The 22,894-nt window shown below is 35.7% G+C and carries 22 protein-coding genes, 1 tRNA gene and 2 pseudogenes; 9 read left to right on the forward strand and 16 right to left on the reverse strand.

The features are described from left to right. The first annotated feature begins 14 nt into the window (after positions 1-14). On the forward strand, positions 15-875 hold the full coding sequence (rsmI, locus tag RHO11_03475; protein WVD62199.1) for a 16S rRNA (cytidine(1402)-2'-O)-methyltransferase: 861 nt from the start codon (positions 15-17) through the stop codon (positions 873-875). Between the two features lie 331 nt (positions 876-1,206). Here the strand turns inward: rsmI and RHO11_03480 are convergent, their stop codons facing one another. The 7 genes from RHO11_03480 to hutW all read right to left on the reverse strand — a co-directional run bounded on the left by RHO11_03480 (position 1,207) and on the right by hutW (position 6,406). Next, positions 1,207-1,629, reverse strand: coding sequence for a protein YgfX (locus RHO11_03480; protein WVD62200.1), 423 nt, complete (start codon positions 1,627-1,629; stop codon positions 1,207-1,209). 1 nt (position 1,630) lies between these two features. Next, on the reverse strand, positions 1,631-1,870 hold the full coding sequence (locus tag RHO11_03485) for a succinate dehydrogenase assembly factor 2 (protein WVD62201.1): 240 nt from the start codon (positions 1,868-1,870) through the stop codon (positions 1,631-1,633). A 175-nt stretch (positions 1,871-2,045) separates the two neighbouring features. Further along, positions 2,046-2,816 carry a heme ABC transporter ATP-binding protein gene (locus tag RHO11_03490; protein ID WVD62202.1) on the reverse strand — a complete coding sequence of 257 codons (771 nt, stop codon included), beginning with the start codon at positions 2,814-2,816 and terminating at the stop codon, positions 2,046-2,048. Next, complete coding sequence (locus RHO11_03495) at positions 2,816-3,802, reverse strand: iron ABC transporter permease (protein ID WVD62203.1); 987 nt, start codon at positions 3,800-3,802, stop codon at positions 2,816-2,818. The genes RHO11_03490 and RHO11_03495 overlap by 1 nt, the downstream gene beginning before the upstream one ends. Before the next feature lie 29 nt (positions 3,803-3,831). Next, a complete protein-coding gene (locus RHO11_03500) occupies positions 3,832-4,464 on the reverse strand; it encodes an SDR family oxidoreductase (GenBank protein WVD62204.1) in 633 nt (210 codons plus the stop codon). Next, positions 4,464-4,958, reverse strand: a complete 495-nt coding sequence (hutX, locus tag RHO11_03505; GenBank protein WVD62205.1) for a heme utilization cystosolic carrier protein HutX — start codon at positions 4,956-4,958, stop codon at positions 4,464-4,466. The genes RHO11_03500 and hutX overlap by 1 nt, the downstream gene beginning before the upstream one ends. A gap of 29 nt (positions 4,959-4,987) precedes the next feature. Next, positions 4,988-6,406, reverse strand: a complete 1,419-nt coding sequence (hutW, locus tag RHO11_03510; protein WVD62206.1) for a heme anaerobic degradation radical SAM methyltransferase ChuW/HutW — start codon at positions 6,404-6,406, stop codon at positions 4,988-4,990. Positions 6,407-6,551: 145 nt separating this feature from the next. Here hutW and RHO11_03515 point away from each other — a divergent pair, with 145 nt between their 5' ends. The 3 genes from RHO11_03515 to ygfZ all read left to right on the forward strand — a co-directional run bounded on the left by RHO11_03515 (position 6,552) and on the right by ygfZ (position 10,629). Then, the gene (locus RHO11_03515; GenBank protein ID WVD62207.1) at positions 6,552-8,711 is read left to right on the forward strand and encodes a TonB-dependent receptor; all 2,160 of its coding nucleotides are present in this window, start codon (positions 6,552-6,554) and stop codon (positions 8,709-8,711) included. 21 nt (positions 8,712-8,732) lie between these two features. After that, on the forward strand, positions 8,733-9,566 hold the full coding sequence (locus tag RHO11_03520) for an ABC transporter substrate-binding protein (protein ID WVD62208.1): 834 nt from the start codon (positions 8,733-8,735) through the stop codon (positions 9,564-9,566). Positions 9,567-9,717: 151 nt separating this feature from the next. Next, positions 9,718-10,629, forward strand: a complete 912-nt coding sequence (ygfZ, locus tag RHO11_03525; protein WVD62209.1) for a tRNA-modifying protein YgfZ — start codon at positions 9,718-9,720, stop codon at positions 10,627-10,629. 17 nt (positions 10,630-10,646) lie between these two features. On the opposite strand, the gene RHO11_03530 is transcribed toward ygfZ, so the two are convergent. Beyond that, positions 10,647-11,474, reverse strand: coding sequence for an IclR family transcriptional regulator (locus RHO11_03530; GenBank protein WVD62210.1), 828 nt, complete (start codon positions 11,472-11,474; stop codon positions 10,647-10,649). Between the two features lie 267 nt (positions 11,475-11,741). Between RHO11_03530 and RHO11_03535 the strand changes: the two genes are divergently transcribed. Beyond that, complete coding sequence (locus tag RHO11_03535) at positions 11,742-12,068, forward strand: Ldh family oxidoreductase (GenBank protein ID WVD62211.1); 327 nt, start codon at positions 11,742-11,744, stop codon at positions 12,066-12,068. On the opposite strand, the pseudogene istB reads toward RHO11_03535, so the two are convergent. The 3 genes and pseudogenes from istB to fdhD all read right to left on the reverse strand — a co-directional run bounded on the left by istB (position 12,003) and on the right by fdhD (position 14,057). Beyond that, a pseudogene (gene istB, locus RHO11_03540) lies at positions 12,003-12,728 on the reverse strand (IS21-like element helper ATPase IstB). The gene RHO11_03535 and the pseudogene istB sit on opposite strands and share 66 nt — an antisense overlap. Next, positions 12,715-13,146, reverse strand: a pseudogene (locus RHO11_03545) (IS21 family transposase). Before RHO11_03545 ends, istB begins: the two co-directional pseudogenes overlap by 14 nt. A 119-nt stretch (positions 13,147-13,265) precedes the next feature. Then, positions 13,266-14,057 carry a formate dehydrogenase accessory sulfurtransferase FdhD gene (gene fdhD / locus RHO11_03550; GenBank protein WVD62212.1) on the reverse strand — a complete coding sequence of 264 codons (792 nt, stop codon included), beginning with the start codon at positions 14,055-14,057 and terminating at the stop codon, positions 13,266-13,268. A gap of 112 nt (positions 14,058-14,169) precedes the next feature. Here fdhD and RHO11_03555 point away from each other — a divergent pair, with 112 nt between their 5' ends. Continuing rightward, a complete protein-coding gene (locus tag RHO11_03555; GenBank protein ID WVD62213.1) occupies positions 14,170-14,700 on the forward strand; it encodes a DedA family protein in 531 nt (176 codons plus the stop codon). Positions 14,701-15,168: 468 nt separating this feature from the next. Here RHO11_03555 and gndA read toward each other — a convergent pair whose 3' ends face one another. From gndA to dnaQ, 5 genes are all read right to left on the reverse strand, one after another. Next, entirely contained in the window at positions 15,169-16,587 is a 1,419-nt protein-coding gene (gene gndA / locus RHO11_03560; protein ID WVD62214.1) for an NADP-dependent phosphogluconate dehydrogenase, read from the reverse strand. Positions 16,588-16,788: 201 nt separating this feature from the next. Next, positions 16,789-18,051 carry a transcription termination factor Rho gene (gene rho, locus RHO11_03565; GenBank protein ID WVD62215.1) on the reverse strand — a complete coding sequence of 421 codons (1,263 nt, stop codon included), beginning with the start codon at positions 18,049-18,051 and terminating at the stop codon, positions 16,789-16,791. Between the two features lie 449 nt (positions 18,052-18,500). Continuing rightward, a complete protein-coding gene (locus tag RHO11_03570; GenBank protein WVD62216.1) occupies positions 18,501-18,965 on the reverse strand; it encodes a hypothetical protein in 465 nt (154 codons plus the stop codon). A 285-nt stretch (positions 18,966-19,250) separates the two neighbouring features. Beyond that, positions 19,251-19,327, reverse strand: a tRNA-Asp gene (locus RHO11_03575). Positions 19,328-19,463: 136 nt separating this feature from the next. Further along, positions 19,464-20,213, reverse strand: coding sequence for a DNA polymerase III subunit epsilon (dnaQ, locus tag RHO11_03580; GenBank protein ID WVD62217.1), 750 nt, complete (start codon positions 20,211-20,213; stop codon positions 19,464-19,466). Positions 20,214-20,296: 83 nt separating this feature from the next. On the opposite strand from dnaQ, the gene rnhA reads away from it, so the two are divergent. From rnhA to RHO11_03595, 3 genes are read left to right on the forward strand one after another with little or no spacing between them, the layout of a single operon-like run. Then, positions 20,297-20,761 carry a ribonuclease HI gene (gene rnhA / locus RHO11_03585; GenBank protein ID WVD62218.1) on the forward strand — a complete coding sequence of 155 codons (465 nt, stop codon included), beginning with the start codon at positions 20,297-20,299 and terminating at the stop codon, positions 20,759-20,761. Between the two features lie 34 nt (positions 20,762-20,795). Further along, positions 20,796-21,530, forward strand: a complete 735-nt coding sequence (gene gloB, locus RHO11_03590; GenBank protein ID WVD62219.1) for a hydroxyacylglutathione hydrolase — start codon at positions 20,796-20,798, stop codon at positions 21,528-21,530. 2 nt (positions 21,531-21,532) lie between these two features. Beyond that, positions 21,533-22,822 carry a transglycosylase SLT domain-containing protein gene (locus tag RHO11_03595; protein WVD62220.1) on the forward strand — a complete coding sequence of 430 codons (1,290 nt, stop codon included), beginning with the start codon at positions 21,533-21,535 and terminating at the stop codon, positions 22,820-22,822. Positions 22,823-22,894 lie beyond the last annotated feature (72 nt).

The following is a 22,894-nucleotide window of genomic DNA, read 5'->3' on the forward strand; positions in this document are numbered from 1 at the left end:
AACTTACAGTAATTATGACATCATCAACTATTATTCAACCCGCTACACTCTATATTGTTGCTACTCCAATCGGTAATTTGGGCGACATAACACTACGTGCCATTGATATCTTAAAACATGTTGATCTCGTTGCAGCTGAAGATACGAGGCATAGTGGTATTTTATTACAGCATTTGGCTATTCAAGCTAAACTGTACCCACTACACGACCACAATGAACAACAAAAAGCCGCTCAGTTGGTTGAGAAACTACAATCAGGGTTATCCATTGCACTTATCTCCGATGCAGGAACGCCGCTAATCAACGATCCGGGTTATCACTTAGTTAAATGTTGTCACGAAAATAATATTCGCGTTGTGCCAGTACCTGGTGCTTGTGCTGCGATTGCTGCATTATGTGCATCGGGCTTGCCAACCGATCGATTCTGCTATGAAGGTTTCTTACCAGCAAAAAGTAAGGCACGAATTGAATACTTAAATAGTTTGCTTGAAGAGCCTAGAACATTGGTTTTTTATGAATCGACTCACCGGATTATGGATAGTCTACAAGATATTGAACAGGTTTTTGGTCAAGAAAAATTACTCGTATTAGCAAAAGAGCTCACTAAATCTTGGGAAACCATTATTCGTTGCCCTGTACATCAACTAATTACATGGCTTAATGAAGATGAAAATCGTCAAAAAGGGGAATTTGTCCTGATCCTTGAAGGCTATAAAAAAGATCTTGCACAAGAGTTAGATCCGGATGCCATAAAACTGCTTAAACGGCTGCAACAAGAGCTACCATTAAAAAAAGCGGCTGCAATTGTTGCTGATATGTATGGACTCAAAAAAAACCAGCTTTACCAATTAGGATTAGACAGTAAGTCAGAGTAAACAATGGAGTTTTTCGTTATTTTTTTATTGTAATATGTGATTTTAGTATAAAAATAGAGAACTCAATATTTTTCAATATTAAAAATGTTTAATTCTCTTTTATTATCGAGTTACTTCCGTCACGAAATACTATTGTTGAATCAATTGGCAGCCGACCATTAACGGATTTAAGACGTCTTAATCGAGTCTTACTTACCTGACTGAATATTTCCCCAAAAGCTCGCGCTTTATCAAGCATCTCTAACCGAGATGCTAGCTAAGCTTCTGCAGTCAGCATAATTTAATGGGAAATTATTTTCCTAATTTAAAATACGAATAAAAATTAAATAAATCACTGATTATTGTTTTTTCGAAGGCTTTCATTATGATGTAAAAAATAGTGTAGGCTATGCCAATCTTGACAATTAAAACTATCATCCATTAAGAATAAAACTCGTTTTTTCCTATTACGTTTTGAAATAAGATGAATAATGATTGCATAACGAAAAAAGAGAGGGGGTTTAACAATATCCCATCGCTGACGTGACCAATATAACTGATTTTTGTGGTAAAACAGTGCTAGTTCACCACGAATTGTTTTTAAATAACAAATACCTTTCCACCACTGATAAATTACTAAAATAATCAGTACAAATAGAAGATCATCCAAAATAGTATCCGCTAAATTATGCATCAAAGCCATAATCAGTAATAGATAAAATAACGTCACCAAATAGCGTTGTTTAACTGAATTGATTAATTCAGCTCGCCACATGCTATTGATGATATAATTTGATTAAATTAACTAATGCTTGTTGATGAGGATTTGTCAACTTCTCTTGCTCAAAAAAACACGCAAAGAGAACCAAATCATCAAGTGCTAGCAACTGTTCAAGATAAATAATTTGCTGTTCATTTAATAAACAAAAATTATTTTCAACAAACGGTAGTAAATACAGTTCGAGTTCTTTCATTCCTCGCCGACACGACCACGTTATTTTAGATAATGATGTCATGATCATAACCCTCGTTATCTTCGAATTAGTATAATGGTTAAATGAGATTAATACCCTAACACAATAATGAACCGTATAATTATTAATTTTTCGTATTAAGATAAATATGTGTCCAATGTCGCAATTTTTAGTACAACATAGCCAACAAAAGTATTAATCAAGTGTATTTGTAGAATTATGGTGTCAAAAAAACATGAGGAACGGGGCATTGATCATGATAACCGACTGATAAATCTGCTTTATACCATTGAGTTAAAATCTCTGTTGATAAAACGTCTTTAACACCGCCTTGTGCGACTAATTTACCATCATGAAGTAAAAAAATTCGATCTGCATATAAAGCAGCTAAATTAAGATCATGCAAAATGCAGCAAATACTATATGAGTTTTTTTCTGTTAATGTTTTGAGTAGACGTAACATCTGTTGTTGATGATAGAGATCAAGCGCAGATGTTGGCTCATCTAAAAACAGTAATCTAGGTTCTGATTTAGCTGACCATAGTTGAACTAAAACTCGAGCCAACTGTACCCGCTGCTGCTCTCCGCCTGATAATTGTTGATAATTTTTGTGGCAAAGTGTTTGGCAATGGGTTTTCGCTATCACATCAGCTAACGCATTTTGCAGATTTACCGAACCATAAGGTGATCTTCCCATCGCTATCACCTCTTTTGCTGAAAAGGGAAAAGCAATGTGGCTATTTTGTCGCATCACTGTTCTCACTTGAGCTAAAGATTGATGACACCACTGTTTTAAGGGCTTGCCAAGTAATCGACACTCCCCGTCCGTTGGGGTTAAAAAACCAGTTAATAACCGCAATAGTGTGGATTTACCGGCCCCATTAGTCCCAATGATGACCACTAACTCTCCTTTTCCGATAGTCAATGAAACATCGTCAATTAATGTCTCACCACCAATTTGATAAGAAAGGTGCTCCGCTTGCAACATTATAGGGTTCCTTTTTTTCTTAAAATAAGCCACATAAAATAAGGACCGCCAATTAAGCTAGTTAATAAGCCGACGGGCATCTCGTTAGGAGCAACTGCAATACGTGCAATCGTATCAGCAACGAGTAGTAAGCAGCCACCACCTAAAATTGTCGCAGGTACTAATAAACGGTGATCAGCGCCAACTTTTAAACGTAACATATGCGGAACAGCCAAACCAACAAAAGCAATAATACCACTCAGGGAAACTGCTGTACCAATAAGTAGTGCACTTAAAAGCAATAGTCGGCGTTTAGTTTGCTGAACATTTACCCCTAAATAATGAGCATCTTCATCGCCTAATTGCAGAAGATTAAGCGAATGACTCATCGATAAAATCAATATCGTCGCTGGAATAATGAACAGTGCTGAAACACCCACATATTGCCATTGCCCTTTACCTAAATGTCCCATAGTCCATAAGGAAAATTGGCGTAACTGCTGATCATCGGCAATATAACTGAGAATACCAATTAATGAAGCGGCTAAGGCATTTATCGCAATCCCCGCCAATAATAATTTGGTCGTTGAATTATTACGACTATGACTTAAAACATAAATAAGACAACAGATAACTAAACCACCAATGAAACCAGCAATAATCTGTCCATATAGTGTAAGAAAAGCAGGTAAACTCACAGGAACAACAATCAATAAACCAACAAATAGCGCCGCACCACTACTAATCCCTAGCAGTCCGGCATCCGCTAAGGGGTTACGAAATAACCCCTGCATAACAACGCCTGAAGTTGCTAAAGCAATACCAATTAAGACAGCTAAAAAGACTCGCGGTAAACGGATATTGAGCCAAATATCCCATAAAGGATCACTAAGAGGTAACGATAGCAAATCACTAAATGATAATGATAATGCACCAATATTTACGGAGCTGATAATAGCTACCATCAAAGTAACCGCTAATCCATAAATGATGTACTGTTTTTTCATTGATAATCACTCATCATGACAAAACTCGGCTACTTATTGCGCTCGACAATTAGCTGAGGATCAATAATCGAAAAAATAGCGGCTTGCAATGAAGGTTGTGCAGCCCGCTGTAAAATAGCTAATGCTAGATCACTACGCATAATATAACCATGAACTTCCTGTTGCACATAACACTGTGCATGATGAGTTGGTTCCCCATCCATTAATCCACCGGGTCGAAAAATACAATAATCTAATTGGCTGGTCTGTAGCCACACTTCAGCAAACGTCTTCTCCCTTACGGAGTTACCAAATGCTTGTTTAGCCCGTTTACTCAGGGTCACCCAACTATCGCCACAACCTAATGAACTCACCAATATCATACGTTTAATCCCCTGCTTTTCGGCATGGTTAATAATATTGCACTGTGGTTGATAATTGGCTTGCTTACCACCTAATGTCGAAATAATGGTACAGTCAGTTCCAGCTAATGAACAGGCTTGCGTAACCACCTGCTCATCATTTGCATCCCCCAAAATAACTTCCACTCCTAAGGACTGTAAATAGTCATAGCTCTCTTTATTTCTTACTACTGCAACACAACGATACCCTTGCTGCTGTGCATATTTAACCACCTGAGCACCAGTACCACGACTAGCTCCAAAAATTAATAAACAACGCATTAAGATTCCTCTTTTATCTGTGCTAATTTTCGAAATGCACTAAGTTGGCTTTGCAGTAAATTACGTTGTTCATCACGACCGACAAAAATTTTAAACATCGCTTCACCGCTACCATTAATAAAAATAATACCAGCGGTATCACTCCCCATAAATTTTCGTTCAACAAAAGCAATATACTGACAATTGTCTGATTTTATATGGCCGCTAAACCCCTCTTTACCCTGCATATTATAATAGCCATGTCGAGAAGAGGCTGTTGGTAGGTTGCCTGCAAATTCAAAAATAATATCAGGAGTATTAACTAATATGGTTATTTTTCCCCAATTAATGACTTCATTCCAAATATGCTCAAAATAGCGTCCAGAAATAAGATGGTGTTCACTACTTGCCTTAATCACCTCTAATAATGAAACTTGATAATCCTGAGCAATTTTCTCTAAAGTACCCTCTGGACGGGTAGCCATAAATTCGTTTAAAGTTGGTTTAGTCATCATTTCCTCCTGCATAATAAAAGTTATAAGGGTTAATTAGTTATTTTCTGGGCATGGGCATGACTATGTTTCATTTTTGCATTCCCCTCCGCTGAATCAGCCTTCATCGTTGATAAATCAGGGCGTTGTACCGATAATTTTGCAAGCTCTGGCTCATTAATCTGTAACAATAACCGCTGTAATGCACTAAGCAGATTACTCGCCCAAAAACGTCCACTAGTCGTTAAATTAAAACATAAACCATTTTCAACAAGCAAACCGGCTTGATGCCACTGTGTAATGAGCGGTAGCAGTAATTCTGGTTGGGCCATTATCTCGTTAAGATTAACTCGTCCACGTTCAATTCCCCCTTGTAACAGATGTAACCAATTGAGCTGCTTATTTCCTTGTAACAGCATTGCTAATGGTTTTTTTTGCTGATCTAGCTGAGCATAATAGCCGGTTAAATTCCGCTGTAACATAAAAGACTTATCCGCCAGCTTACCACCGGCACATGAACCGAACGCTAAATAATCTGCTCCTTGTTTAATTAGGATATTATAAAGATTGCGTTCACGCGTTGTTCTACCCCAGTGGCTATTAGATAGTTGTCCCCAACCGTAATTGGCTAGGATTTCTACTCCTGTCCGATAGAACTGATAATTTTCTGCCACCGTAGGTAAGGTAATTCTTTGATTTTCAACACTTTTAAATAATGGTGTTGTTGATAATAGATTTAAGGCATAAAGATCAACACCATCTAAGGGGAAATCACGAATGATCGTCAGATCTTCTTGCCAAGTCTGTAGCGTTTGTCTCGGTAAACCAAAAATAAGATCACAAACTACCGCAGCTTTATCTCGTTCACCTAATCGCTGAATAAAATCAATGGTTTGCTGCTGATTTGAGGTTCGTGCTAAACGTTGGCGAATAGCGGTATTAAAAGTCTGTACACCAATAGAAAAACGATTTGCACCAGCTTCAATACAAGCATCAATTTTTTCATCTGTAAAATTAAGCACGCGTCCCTCTATTGTGATCTCACAATCAGGTGCTAAAGGATACTGGGTTCTAATGGCGGTAATTAAACGGTGTAGCTGGTTTGCTGTAAGCGCACTTGGTGTCCCCCCGCCAAAATAGACCGCATGAATTGGTGATGACTGCGACAGCACTGAATTAGAATTGAGCTCAATATCTTGTAGTAAATATTGGCAATACAACTCCGTATCGTGCTTACTTAATGGGTTTTGATAAAATCCACAGAATGTACAATGAGTTGCACAAAAAGGGATATGTACATACAGCAAACGTTTATTTTTAGGCAATACTTGTTGATGTAATTGCATCCATGCTGATTCAATTTCGCTTGAATTGATCGGTGTTGCCCCACGAAATGGCATAACTGCCCATCGTTCACGAAAAGGAGTCCCCTCAAGTTGAGCATAAAACGAAGTTAAATCTAATTTCATCATCACCTCCAAAAAAACAATCCAAACATTAAACGATAATCATTCTCATTTATCAAGTTAAATTTAATTTATTTTTAATGCTTGATTTACGCATTTTTTACAATACAATTGATAACGATTATCATTTGCATTTGAATTGAGGTTAACTATGGTTCGTTTACGTAACAAAAATTTGCTCTATTTTGTCCCATTACTTATTACTATCCCCATATCTAAAGCTCAAACATCCGAGCTAAATAACTCAAATAATAAAACCCCCTCTTCCCTAGAGACGATTACTGTCACTTCGGACCGCGGAGAAAAATCTATTTGGGACAGTTCAATGCCTGTAGTTGCAGTGAATGAGGATGAAATAAAAAAACATAATGGCGACTCAATTATTGAGACTCTACGAGATATTCCTGGTATTGAGATTAGTGATAATTCTCTTGCTGGACGTAAACAACTGATGATTCGTGGTGAAGCACCTTCAAGGGTGCTGATCCTTATCGATGGACAAGAAATTACTTATCATCGTTCAGGACATGGTTCAAGTGCTGGAATTTTAATTGATATGGAATCGGTAGATAGAATCGAGGTCGTTAAAGGTCCAAATTCAGTCTTGTATGGCTCACAAGCAATTGGTGGAGTTGTTAATTTTATCACTCGTAAAGGCAGTAATAACGGGGAAAAGTTTGATGGTCATCTTAAATCAATTTATAATGGAGCGACTGATGGGTTTACACAACAAGGTTCGGTTTATGGTTCAGTCGATAATTTTGATTACCGACTAAGTGGCACTTATTCGGATCAAGGGGATCGTAAAACACGACAAGGAAGATTGAAAGATACCGATTTTAATAATAACAGTGCTAGTGCCTGGCTTGGTTATACATTAGACAAACATAAATTAGGACTCTCTTTAGAACATTATCAACTTGAAACAAATACCTATTATGAAGCAGATCCTAATACCCCAGACATTAAAGAGTTCTCGGTAAAAATCCCTAAATTAGAACGTGAAAAAATGGGGATCTTCTATGATTATCAAGTCGATAACGGCATAATCGATAAAATTCATGTTGATGGTTATTATCAAAAATTAAAGCGACAATTTAGAAATAATATTCTTATTGCCCCTATTCCAACAATGAAAATTGGTACAAATACCCATACCGATGATACACAAAATAGTCTTGGTCTAACGACCCAAATTAACTGGAAACCGAGTAAAAATATTAATTTAATTACGGGTCTACAATATCAACAAGATGAAGTTAAGCAAACTTCTACTACCAAAAATACTATCAATACACCAATCCCTAGTCGCGACTATGTAGAAAACAAATGGCAAAATAATACATGGCAACAATCCACTATTGCACTGTTTGCACAAAATGACTGGTCGATTACTGATGATTTCGCATGGAATATTGGTATTCGACAATACTGGATAGAATCGAAACTCAAAAATGGGCGTAGTGAGTTAACTAAAACGCCTGTATCAGGTACACCGACATCAACAATAACGATTGATAAAGCTAGAACTAATCATAATAACAATATGATCATCTCAACAGGATTGACTTATCAAGGTGTTGAAAATACATTATTTAGAGCATCATTTGCACAGGGTTATGTCTATCCAACGCTGGCTCATCTTTATGGCATCACCTCAGCTCACCAACAAGTAATTTATGGAAATCCTAATCTAGAAGCAGAAAAAGCTAATAATTACGAAATTGGTTTGCGTTTTAATGATAATACTTGGTTAATTGATTCATCCGTTTATTATTCTACAGCTAAAAACTACATTACCGACCAAGTCTGCAATGGTTCTGCGGTTTGTTCTGGAGCCGTCGGAACAACTAACCGATACTATATTAATGCTAATCGTGCAAAAACCTATGGTGTAGAGTTAACTCTCGAGTATTTAAAGTGGGAAATTATCCCGTATATTACCGCTAACTATATCCGTCGTCAGGTAGAAACCGACAGCTATAAAACTTTTGATAGCGGTAGCCCAGCCCTTTCCAGCACAATAGGTATTAAAAACAGTTATATCATTGATCGCCTTAATACCGATCTTGATAGTAACTTATTTATTCGTACTGCAACTAATGCAAATAACCGAAGCGGAGATACCACCTATCACTATGCCGGTTGGTCAACATTAAACCTATCAATGACAGCATCATTTGGTCAAAAACGTCAGTATCAAATTGGACTAGATCTTAATAATATCTTAAACAAAAACTATACAACAGCCCATGAAAGTATTCCGGCGGCTAAATTTAATGCAGTTATTAGTGGTAGTTTGAATTTTTAAAATAAACGAGGAGTTCATCTCATGACTTATCACCTAAAAAAACTATTTTTGATTATTGTTGCGACGGTAATTCCAACTATTCATGCTCAAGAGCGTCTAGTCACGGCTGGCGGTTCAATAACAGAAATAATTTATGCCATCAATGATCAAACTGAACTCGTCGGTGTTGATATGACGAGTACTTATCCACCCGAGATTAAAGAGTTACCACAAATAGGCTACTGGAAGCAACTCAGTATTGAAGGGATCTTATCATTAAAACCGACTCTTTTTATCACTTGGCAAGACTCTGGACCAGAACAGATATTCACTCAATTACAAGCCAGTAATGTAAAAGTAGTTCGTTTACAACGCGTCCCAAATAATCTTGATTTACTTTTTAATAATATTAACCTGATTGGTGATATATTGAATAAAAAACAAGAAGCAAAACAGCTAACTGAACATATCTCGAAAGAGATTAGTCAAATTGAGCGAGCTATTGCACAGCAAAAGGTCAAGCCTAATGTGATGTTTTTGTTAAGTATGTCAGGAGTAACACAAGTAGCAGGGAAAAATACTGTTGCCGATAGTATTATCACGCTAGCAGGCGGTAACAATATTGCGACGCATAATAATTATAAAAATTACAGCAGTGAAGCATTAATTACAGCTAATCCTGATGTTTTAATTGTCACAACCCAATCAATTGACGCGATTGGTGGTTTAGAGAATTTAATCCAATCAGCAGGTATTACCCATACAAATGCTTGGAAAAATAAACGTATTGTTATGATTGATCAAGCATTGATTTTGGGTATGGGGCCGAGAGTAGATCAAGCTGTTACAACATTATATCGTGGTTTTTACCCATAATTAGTCAAGTGATGATATCGATTAATGATATCAAGAAAAGCATCATTAATCGTTGTTTATCTTCACATACTTTTATTGATTGTCTTTTGACTATAAAAATTTTATGCTTATATGTTATTATTGCTAAAATTATTTAAAAAGGTCATTGGTTATGTTGTATACATCGCAGTCGCTACCATCAAGTAAAATTTCATTAGATAACTGGCTATTAGTTAAGGTATCAGGTCAAGATAATAGTAAATTTTTACAGGGGCAATTAACCGCTGATATTAATAAACTCAGTGATACCCACTGGCTTTTTGCGGCTCAATGTGATCCAAAAGGTAAAGTATTAAGTAACATCCTGCTATTTAAACGTGGCGATGATATTTATTACATTATCCGCAAAAGTTTAGTTGAAACTCAGTTAAAAGAGCTAAAAAAATATGCTGTATTTTCTAAAATCAGTTTTGAAATTGAGAGTTCACTGACGATGGTTGGAATTGCTGGTGATAACTTATCAGAGCTAATACCTGAATTTTCAATAGAGCAAAACTGTCTCACAGTAGGTAATATTAGCTATTTAAAACTCGATTTTCCGACTAATCGCTATATTGTTATCGCACCAATCGACGAGCAAATTAATCAATTTACAACCTTACATCAAGCCGATAGTGAACAATGGCAATTATTAGATATGGAGTCTAATTATCCGATCATTGATCAGCCTTTAGCTAACCAATATTTACCGCAAGCCTTTAATTTACAAAATTTTAATGCAATCAGTTTTGATAAAGGGTGTTACTGTGGACAAGAGATGGTGGCCAGAGCTCAATATCGTGGAATCAATAAACGAGCACTATATCTACTCATTGGTTCATCAGATGAACTACCACAAATTGGTGACGGTATTGAACAGCAAATGGGGGAAAACTGGCGAGAAACAGGCAGTATCCTTTCCACACTTAAAATAGACAATCATACTATCTGGATTCAAGTCATTTTAAATAACGATATTGAAGCAAATACAGTCTTCAGAGTGAAAAATAGCCCAACAAGCCACTTTATTATCAAAAGCAATTAAAAAATAAAAGCGATTTATTACATATCAAATAATAATGGGTATTCATCGTAATACCCTAATTCATGAGAAATAGCCTTTGCCGCATCCATCAAAACTTTAGTTATCCCATTAATATCATGTTGCTGTAAACGCGCAGTTGATAATGAAATCGATACGGAATAATTTACTTTATGTGCAACATCAAAAATCGGTAAAGCAATACAAGATACCCCAATTTCATTCTCTTCCTTATCATAAGCGATAGCTGTTTGCCGAATGGTAGATAATTCGTTATGCATATCCTCAAGGCGAGTAATCGTATTTACAGTTAACTGACGAATAAGATCGTTATTTTGTTGCCAATAATGGTCAACGTACTTACGATTTGGATGATAGGCTAAAAAAATCTTACCCATTGCAGAACAGTATAACGATAAAGGCTGACCAATATAAGCTCTAGTTTTTAACATGCCCATTGTAGGTTCTAATTTGTAAATGAATACTGCTTGCTCACGTTCAAACATCGAAAAATTAACGGTTTCGCCAGTAGTCAGATTCAATTTTTCTAAATGAGGAGCCGCCACATTAATAATATTAAGGGAAGATAATGCTTTTTGACCAACAGCAACAAATTTAGCGGTTAAACGATAGCTACCAAATGTCTGCGTAGCAGTAACATAGCCGCAAGACTGCAACTCTTGCAAGATACGATGAACTGTACTTTTATTCATACTCGCTTTTTCAGCTAAAGTAGCCAGTGGGCAACCATTAGGATAATTACTTAATACCTCAATAAGTTGTAATCCTCTAAATAGGCTTTGATTACCTTGTGATTTAGAACTTTTTTGACTTATCATCGAATCCATTTTTCCAACCTATTTAGTCTAATCGTTTGTTCTTTTTTAAGCGCTAGAATCTTAATTTGCTCTATTCTAAACAAAATCACACAAAATTGCAGCCAATATAATTTGTGCAACTCATCACATTTTCACCATAAATAATCACTTATTCTACTTTTTTTGTTGACGATTTAAGCAGATCAACGCTATGTTATATTTCATATAATGAAATTCAATTTTAAACAATGAAACAGATTATTCATAAAATAGACTTAAACAGGAGAAAATACCAACATGATCGTCACATTTCAACAGTTAAAAAATGAGTTTGAACGGATACTCCTTGCACGAGGAGTCAGTAAACAAAAAGCCGAAGCTTGTGCCACTATGTTTGCGCAAACAACGGAGTCAGGCGTTTACTCTCATGGAATCAACCGCTTTCCACGTTTTATTCAGCAACTCGAAGCGGGAGATATCAAACCCGAAGCAGAACCTAAGAAAATTTTATCATTAGGTGCAATTGAACTGTCAAATATTGTTGAAAAGTGCACCACTTTAGGTACGATTTTTAAAGCGATAAGATTCACTACCTGTTTCAATAATATCGCAGTGGTATACTAGCCTATCGAGTAAGGCTGTTGTCATTTTTTCATCAGTAAATAAAGTTGCCTATTCTGAAAAAACTAAATTTGTCGTCATAATAATACTAACGTGTTCGTGAAGTTGGCTAATAAGATGAAATAGCAATGCCCCTCCTTTTTGACTAAACGGTAAATAACCTAATTCATCAAGTATAATCAAGTCATGCTTAATCAGTTGATTGCTCAGCTTATATTTCTGCATTTCTTTATCCAGTTCTAACTTATTAACCAAGTCTAATACATTCCAAAAACGCACTTTTTTACCCATCGTTGCTGCGTTAATACCAATCGCAGTCGCTAAATGGGTTTTCCCCGTGCCAGGACCGCCAACAAAAATAATATTGCGTTTATTTTCAATAAAATCATTATCCATAAATAACGTTATCGCCGGTTTATTTAAGGGGGTATTTTTGAAATCAAAATCAGCAAGGCTTTTATGCTGGGGAAACTTTGCTTGGTTAATTCGATATTCAATGCTGCGAATATTTCTTTCTGTTTGTTCTATCGTTAATAATCGATGCAAAATATCAAGCGTTGAGCGTTTACGCTTAATACCCTCGGTGACAACCTCATCAAAGTGTTTGTACATCGTACTCAGTTTAAGTTGTTCAATTAAGGATAAACATTCAAGACGTGGCATTATGGACTCCTATTAACAATGTGTTATACCGCTGACAATTGCTTTGTGGTGGTGTATTTAAGGGGATTTCTTTTATCTTTAGTTTTGGAGGAACAGGTTCAAGAAGCCGATTAATAATATTATGTACTGCTTCAACAGTCGGTATTTTTTCTTCTAACGCTATTTCTGCCGCCGTAATACCGACTTCTTCACCGTGTTCGGCAATCAGTGTGAGTAACTCAACCATAGCCCTATCACCTTTGGGCTTTTTTAATAAATAGCTTTGTAACGTTTTAATTGATTCAGGCAGTTGCCAACCAAAGAAGGGCTCGCCATTCCGTAACGCTCCTGGTTTTTGCTTTAAGAGGTTTAAATAATGCCACGAATTGTAAGAGGTTTCGTTTTTGATAAAGCTACGAACATGTGTGGCAACACATTCCTGCTTTTCTGTTTATTATTTAATGGAGTCTATTTGACAAGTAAAAAGCAGCAGAATCACAGATAACAAGAAACATCTCAATATTATTGATTTTTGATATTACTAGCAGTAATAACTAACTAAGACAAACGCTGTTCACCACTATAAATAACCCCTTTATGCCCGCGGAAAAAACCAACTAATGTTAGATTACACTGTTTTGCCATATCAACGGCCATTGAGGTCGCAGCGGATACCGCGAATAACACTTCAACGCCACAATTTGCAGCTTTTTGCACCATTTCATAACTCGCCCGGCTAGAGACTAAAATAATACCTTGCTGGTTCTGTTGTTTCGCTCGGTAGCCCAGTAGCTTGTCTAAAGCAACATGCCGTCCTATATCTTCAAAACCGGCAATAAACTGTCCGGTCAAACTTAACCAGACAGCAGCGTGAGTGCATCCAGTCTGTTCTCCAACAATTTGTACTTGCTTAAGATATTGCAGTGTATTGGCAAAATCAGTAATCGAAATTTGGGTCGTCTCAGGTAAATGTGGCAATACTTTACATACTTCATCAATTTGTTCTGTGCCACAAATTCCACAACCAGTACGTCCGGTTAAATTACGGCGCTTATGTTTTAGCTCAGCAAAACGTCGCGATGAAAGCTCAATAAGAACTTCAATCCCCTGCGCTGTCTGCTCTATATCAATGCCATAAATTTCATTGGGTGATTCAATAATGCCTTCAGTTAATGAAAAGCCAATAGCGAAATGTTCTAAATCTTTGGGTGTTGCCATCATTACCACATGTGAAATGCCGTTATAAACAAGTGCAACCGGTTTTTCAATGGCAATCGTATCATCTTGTAAACACCCCATGGTGAGGTCATTAAATTTAATTACCGAAATAGTTTTGCTTGTATTAGCCATTGTATTACCTTCATTTCATCAAATGTGATCAGATTTATTTATGTGATTATAGTCGCTTATTGTAAAATAGTAACTTAGATAAAGAAACAGTACTGCTTTGAGTTTAGAAATTATGTCAATTCAAGAAATCACACACATTGTAATGGAGTTTATTAAAAATCACCAAATTTGGGCACTCCCCATCATATTTTTATTAGCTTTTGGTGAATCACTCGCAATTATCTCGCTACTAATTCCTGCTACAGCAATTTTATTAGCGGCTGGCGCCTTAGTTGGTGCTGATTTAATCCCTTTCGTTCCGACCTTATTGGCAGCCACATTCGGTGCTATATTTGGTGATTTAATCTCATTTTGGCTTGGTAAACATTACCATCAAAAGATTATTCGCTCTTGGCCACTTAATAAGCACCCTAAAATGGTTTATCGTGCTGAGCAATTTTTTATCCGTTATGGGCTTGCTGGTGTTTTTATCGGTCGATTTTTTGGCCCTTTGCGTGCATTTGTTCCGTTGGTTGCGGGAGCAATGCACATGCCAACCATTAAATTTAATATCGGTAATATTACCTCGGCACCGATTTGGGCTTTTGCGATGTTAGCACCGGGTGCTTTTGGTGTTAAATGGCTGGAAACTTTTTTTGGTTAAACGCTTTTTTTAATCAGACTATTTACGTTACCGTTTTAAGCTAAATTGCTCGTTATAAAGTTGCTGTTATGTATTAATCTAGTATAAAAAAAGCGATAAAAGTGATTATCATCAAATAATCTTTTTTGCTTACACAATAGGGCTAATTCTTTAATTAAACATTACAGTTATTTAACAGACAAAATAGGCGAAACGAAAGATAATACAAACTCAATGATTATTCATTGTTTTCCTATTCCTTATTATTTTGCGAACTCACCCCCGAGTTCGCTTTTTTTATATATAAATAAAATATACAAGCCAAAGTCATCGTAAATAACTCGATATTTCATGATGTTCTATGTACAGACTCAAATAGCTATAAAATAGGTTGAATATGAAAGAGGGGGTAATACAGTGGGGAATCGATATTTATGCTCAAAGACCTAATTTAGGCGACAATTGCCGCCTAAATTATAAATGTCATGACTACGCTTTACCTTCAATACCCATCCAGTCGGTATGGAATACGCCATCTTTATCAGTACGTTTATAAGTATGCGCACCAAAATAATCTCGCTGAGCTTGAATTAAATTAGCTGGCAATACTTCACTACGATAACTATCATAATAAGCAATAGCTGCTGATAATGTCGGAACAGGAATACCATTTTGTACCGCTAAAGCCACAACATCACGTAATGATTGTTGGTAAGCTTCAACAGTCTGTTTGAAGTATGGTGTTAATAGTAAATTAGCTACGTCAGCATTACCTTCATAAGCATCAGTAATTTTTTGTAAGAACTGAGCACGAATAATACAACCCGCTCGGAAGATTTTTGCTATTTCAGCATAATTCAGATCCCATTGATAAGTTTCTGATGCAGCTTTCAATTGAGAAAAACCTTGCGCATAAGAGATAATTTTACCTAAATAAAGCGCTTTACGAATTTTTTCAATCAACTCAGCTTTATCTGCTTGTACTTTCACTTGCGGTCCAGCTAATACTTTTGATGCGGCAACACGCTGATCTTTAATTGCTGATAAATAACGGGCAAAAACAGATTCAGTAATTAATGATAATGGCTCACCAAGATCTAATGCACTTTGGCTAGTCCATTTACCAGTACCTTTATTACCAGCTGCATCTAAAATAACATCTACTAAATATTTACCTGACTCTTCTTTATATTTGAAGATGTCAGCAGTAATTTCGATCAAATAGCTATTAAGCTCACCTTGATTCCATTGAGTAAATGTCTCAGCAAGTTCATCATTTGATAAACCAGCAGCATGTTTAAGTAGAGAATAACTTTCTGCAATTAGCTGCATATCACCATATTCGATCCCGTTATGTGCCATTTTGACATAATGACCCGCACCATTTGGACCAATATAAGCAACACAAGGCTCACCATTAGCTTTAGCAGCAATTTTTTCAAGAATTGGGGCAACTAACTGATACGCTTCTTTTTGACCGCCAGGCATGATTGAAGGACCTTTAAGCGCCCCTTCTTCGCCACCAGATACACCAGTACCAATAAAATTAAAACCTGCATCAGATAATGCTTTATTACGACGAATAGTATCTTCAAAATAAGCATTACCACCATCAATAATAATATCCCCTTTATCCAATAAAGGGCGTAGCTCATCGATAACGGCATCAGTGCCTTTACCCGCTTGTACCATGATTAATACTCGGCGAGGTTTTTCTAGAGAATTAACAAAATCTTGTAGAGAATAGTAAGGAACTAGCTTTTTACCCGGATGCTCAGCAATAACTTCATCAGTTTTATCTTTAGAACGGTTATAAATTGAAACAGAATAACCTCTACTTTCAATATTTAATGCTAAATTACGGCCCATCACCGCCATGCCAATAACACCAATTTCTTGTTTAGACATTTTAACTTTTCCTTTTAGCTCAGTATCACTTATTCATTTTATCGCTTTAGACAATAATCAAATAAGCGAATAGTTGATTAGTTTACTTAGTTATTAAACCACACTTGAGTAGATAAAAAAAGCCACTCAAATGAAGTAGCTTTTGTTTATAATTAAAAATCAATTTGTTAAGTAATTAACTGTTTTTCTAATTGATAAAGCTTATGAACGCTTCATCATCTCAAAGAACTCTTCATTTGTTTTAGTCATTGACAGTTTATCAATCAGGAATTCCATTGCATCGATTTCACCCATTGGGTTAAGAATCTTACGAAGAATCCACATTTTTTGTAACTCATCAGGCGATGTCATTAGCTCTTCTTTACGAGTACCAGAGCGGTTAAAGTCAATTGCAGGGAATACACGACGTTCAGCAATTTTACGAGATAAATGAAGTTCCATATTACCGGTACCTTTAAACTCTTCGTATATAACTTCATCCATTTTTGAACCGGTGTCAACCAGTGCTGTAGCAATAATTGTTAAGCTACCGCCTTCCTCAACATTACGAGCTGCACCAAAAAAGCGTTTTGGTCGGTGTAAAGCATTAGCATCGACACCACCTGTCAATATTTTACCTGAAGCTGGTACAACAGTATTATAAGCACGAGCTAGACGCGTAATGGAGTCTAATAGAATAATTACATCTTTTTTATGTTCAACTAAACGTTTAGCACGTTCAATAACCATTTCAGCGACTTGTACATGGCGAGCAGCAGGTTCATCAAACGTTGAAGCAATCACCTCGCCTTTTACTAAGCGCTGCATTTCAGTCACTTCTTCAGGACGTTCATCAATCAGTAACACCATTAATTCACATTCAGGATAATTAGTTGCTAAACTTTGTGCGATATTTTGTAGCAACATTGTTTTACCGGCTTTTGGAGGAGCAACAATCAAACCACGTTGACCTTTACCAATCGGTGAAGCTAAATCTAATACACGAGTTGTTAAATCTTCAGTAGAACCATTACCTCGTTCCATTCTGAGTCTTGAATTGGCATGTAGTGGTGTTAAGTTTTCAAATAGGATTTTGTTGCGGGCATCTTCTGGTTTATCGTGGTTAACTTCATTGACTTTGAGTAGCGCAAAATAGCGTTCGCCCTCTTTAGGTGGTCTGATTTTACCTGATATCGTATCACCTGTTCTTAAATTAAATCGTCGAATTTGGCTTGGTGATACATAAATATCATCTGGACCAGCCAAGTAGGAACTATCAGCAGAACGTAAAAAGCCAAAACCGTCTTGCAAAATTTCTAGTACGCCATCACCAAAAATGTCTTCACCACTTTTAGCATGTTGTTTTAAAATTGCAAAAATAATGTCTTGTTTACGTAGACGGGCTAAATTTTCAAGCCCCATTGTTTTTTCACCAAGCGCAACGAGCTCAGATACAGGTTTTGTTTTCAGTTCAGTTAGATTCATAATTTAATAGATTCTTGAGGATAATTTCGATATGCGTCAATTAGTTGTTTATGTTTACGCTCATTAATACATTAACAAACGCAATGAATAATCTAAATATCATCTCTTTAATACAATAAAACGTTTTTCACTTAATTTCAAAAATTGGATATTACTAAAGTAATATTGCACACCTACTTATACAATCATAAAAAATGATGGAGAAAACAGGTAAACAGAGAGGAATCTCGTAAGAGATGGCACACAATTTACACTAAAATTATTAGTATGTCTATGGTTAATCGTAAAATATACGCAAAAGCAATTAAAATTTAATGCTATTGTTTTGAAAGTCAATTTTACAAATTAACCATATTAATCATATCATTTGTTAGATAAACGGACTTTAATTGAAAATAAAAGTTGCAACTAATTTAACCGTTTATTGATCATTTTATATAATGACGCTATTAACCTAATCGATCACATAACATTTCGTTATATTTAAGCATGATCTTTTGTTTTGATACAAAATCTCTTACGATGATATTACCGGTAGTTTTGAATTGGTCCTGTGAGATAAAAATGTACTCTTCCGTCAGACTTGTTTCATAATCATAACCACCTTGCTGATTAGGTAATCCTGATGGTTGAAAGCCTTCTTCAAAATAGCGTTCAAAAACATATTTGATCGGTTTGAGATTATCATATTTAATCGTCATAGAATCAGCTGTTTTTTCATATGTGATAAAGGTTGTTGCCCAAGGTCCAGAAACTGTAGAGGTAAACTTACCTAAATTACCCTTTTCATCATATCTAGCTTGTTTAAATACAGTCCCCATGCACTTCCATTTACCAATAAGCATATCTTCTGTTACTTCTGTAGCAGCACTATTAAAACCAATTAATAGTAATCCTATCAATAACTTTTTCATATTGCATCCCTATTTCCTATATAATAATTTTTTCTCTAATCATACAAGATAAATCATATAAAACAAAAAAATAAGTTATCGGTAGCAGGTTTATGATAAGCATTGAAATCTGTTATAAAAGGTAAACAAAGAAAGATTACATGAGATAAATATTTTTATCAGACTGCAATTTTTCAGCTAAAGAGAGTGATTTTAGAAGATCGAATACAGATGATATGGTGATTTTTGACAATAAAAAAGACACTTATTTAAGTGTCTCTTAAAATTCGAGTCTATTAATAAAATTGGCGGAACGGACGGGGCTCGAACCCGCGACCCCCTGCGTGACAGGCAGGTATTCTAACCAACTGAACTACCGCTCCGCTTTTATTTCAACCAATTCGCAGTCGCTGCGATTAGGTAGGCTGAATATTAAAGATTTATTCTGAAATCGTCAATAGAATTCTTTGCTCATGATGTTAATTGAACATAAAATCATCACAAAAAGCATAAGTGATTCTATTTACGCCAAATCGATCCACCACTCTTTTTATCAATTTTATCAAGCCACTCATTATGAATGACTAATTCATCATCACTCGCTTTAATAATTTTTAAATTAAAATGATCACGATGAATTTTTTGTGCACCGCCTTGTCCCGAAGCTGAGTTTACTTGACCACCATCCTCATGATTAAATGAGAGTGACGTTTGACCACCAGTCATCGCTAAATAAACTTCAGCTAAAATTTCAGCATCGAGTAATGCGCCATGTAGAGTACGATGAGAGTTGTCGATTTGATAACGTTCGCACAATACATCTAAGTTATTTCGTTTACCTGGAAATATCTTACGAGCCATTGCTAGCGTATCGGTTACAACACAGTGCTTAGCTGTTATAAAATCAACATTGGCGAGCCTAAACTCATAGTCCATAAAGCCGACGTCGAACGAGGCATTATGAATAATTAATTCCGAACCATCAATGAATTGAATAAAATCATTAGCCACATCGCTAAATAAAGGTTTATCCTGCAAAAACTCATCACTGATACCATGCACAGCAAAGGCTTCAGGATCAACTAAGCGTTGTGGATTGAGATAAACATGAAAGTGGTTTCCTGTTAATCGACGATTAACAACCTCGACGGCACCAATTTCAATGATTTTATGACCTTCATAATGATTTTTACCATCTTGATTCATACCTGTTGTTTCGGTATCAAGAACAATTTGTCTATTTGGTGTGATAATATTTTTACTATTCATTGTCAATTTTAATGTTTTTAATTACTAATTAATTCTGTAATATAGTTTACCGTTTATTTTACAAATTCAAAAACTCTTTTGGCATGTTAAAAAAAATTGATATTTATACTGATGGCTCTTGCCTTGGTAATCCGGGACCTGGCGGCTACGGTGCAATAATAAAATATAAAAATAATGAGAAAATTTTAACTCAAGGCTATTTTTTAACGACCAATAACCGCATGGAACTATTAGCCGCTATTGTTGCGCTTGAGGCATTAACACAAAAATGTGATGTCACGCTATATTCGGATAGTCAATATCTGCGTAATGGTATTTTGTCATGGATCCATAATTGGAAAAAAAATGGTTGGAAAACAGCAAATAAAAAATCCGTTAAAAATGCTGATTTGTGGGTAAGATTAGATACAGTTGTCCACCAGCACAACGTAAATTGGATTTGGGTCAAAGGTCATGCGGGTCATATAGAGAATGAACGCTGTGATCTTATTGCCAAAGAGTCTGCTAGTAATCCGACCTTAGATGACCATGGTTTTAGCCAAGAGTAAACATTAACGCTTCTAACGTATAGGTAACCATATCATGATGAATAATGTACTACATATTATTCCTGCTTTAGCCGATAACTATATTTGGCTGATAGAAAATCAGCACCAGCAAGTGGTCATTATTGATCCCGGCACAGCAGCACCTGTCATTGAATATTTATCTCATAAACAATTAACGCCAGCGGGTATTTTATTAACCCATCATCATAATGATCATATTGGCGGCGTGCTAGAACTACAAAAACAGTTTCCAGATTTATTAGTATTTGGTCCAAGTGAAATTGATTTACCTATCACGAATATTTCATCACAATCAACAGTGACTATCTCGGATATGACATTTCAAATTATCCCAACTCCGGGACATACTCTTGGTCACGTCAGTTACTATATGCAGCCTTATTTATTTTGTGGTGATACACTCTTTTCTGCTGGCTGTGGGCGTATTTTTGAAGGAACGTATCGGCAAATGTTTAACTCACTAGTACAGTTAAGTTTACTGCCCAATGATACGATTATTTGCCCGGCTCATGAATACACCTTAAGTAACCTCAAATTTGCACACCATTTAGTTCCTCACGATCAAGATATTATTAACTATTATCAACAAATAGAAAATCAGGTCATCACACTACCCACAACATTAGCAAGAGAGAAAAAAATAAACTTATTTTTGCGTTGTGATAATCTTGAATTACAACAACAATTCGACTGTGATACGCCATTAAAACTATTTCAATTTTTTAGAATACAAAAGGACTCTTTTTAAGAATGAGCATTAGCAGCAAATTACGTAATCATAAAACTAGCTTAGTAGCTGTGCTATTATTAGCCGTGTTAGCAACCGGCTGTCAAACAACAAAATCAGCTAAATCATTTGCTAAGTCTATTGATGAAAAAAAATTACAAACATCATTAGTCAGTGGGGATTCCCAAAAAATAACCCAAGATCCTTGGTCATTTATTCAAAATCAATTACAGATTGAAATTCCAGATAATAAACGAATTGTCACTGAAAAAGATAAATTAATCAAAAATAAGTTATCGCTAGAGACAAATGTATTACGTTCAGAACCGTATATTTATTATATTCTTAATCAATTAAATGAACGCAATATGCCAGTAGAACTGGCTTTAGTTCCACTGATTGAGAGTGCTTATAATCCCTTAGCAACCTCTTATGCAAAAGCAGCTGGCCTCTGGCAAATTGTTCCAATTACCGCTGAGCAATATGGTTTAACCAAAAATAGTTGGTATGATCCAAGAAGAGATCTGATTGAGTCAACCGATACAGCTATTAATCTTTTACAATACTTAAATCAACAATTTGAAGGCGATTGGTTACTCACTTTAGCGGCTTACAATGCGGGTGAAGGTCGCGTTAAAAGAGCAATTGCTTGGAATAAATCTAAAGGTCTACCCACTAATTTTTGGGCGCTAAATCTACCAAAAGAAACAATGCAATATATACCAAAATTTTTAGCTATCACTGATATTATTAGAAATAACAATCAATATAATATTGTCTTACCTAATTGTGAATATGAAAATTCATTAGTGAGACTCGATCTCTCTAAACAAATTAGTTTAGAGAAAATTGCTGAATATTCAGGTATATCGATGGATGAATTACTGGAATATAATGCTGGATACCTCAAAAAAGTAGTAAAAGGCCCTTACCATTTATTCATTCCGGCAAATTACGCTCAAACGCTTTACCAAAAACTGCAAGCATCGAATTTGACCGATTCTCAAATAATCGATTTACTTCAACTCGAAGATGGACCAATTGAATCAAAATATAACTATTTTAATGCTAATTTAACTAATACAAAATACGTTAATATTACCGATAGAGATATTCGATTCTATGAAAAAGAACACAAACGTTATAGTCAAATTGTTCACCAAATAAAATCAGGTGATAATTTGTCATCAATTGCCAAAAAATATAATGTTAAAATAAGCGATATTGTGAAATGGAATAAAATTCAAAACCCGCACAAGCTGAAATTAGGTGATAAATTAAAAATCGAAATTAAAAATGGTAGCTCATCATAATCGATAAATAGTTTTTTAATCAGGGAAAGATAGTATGCTTCCCCTGATTATTTATTAATATTAACCAAGAGT

This window comes from Orbaceae bacterium BiB, assembly GCA_036251205.1.
Taxonomy (GTDB): domain Bacteria; phylum Pseudomonadota; class Gammaproteobacteria; order Enterobacterales; family Orbaceae; genus Orbus; species Orbus mooreae.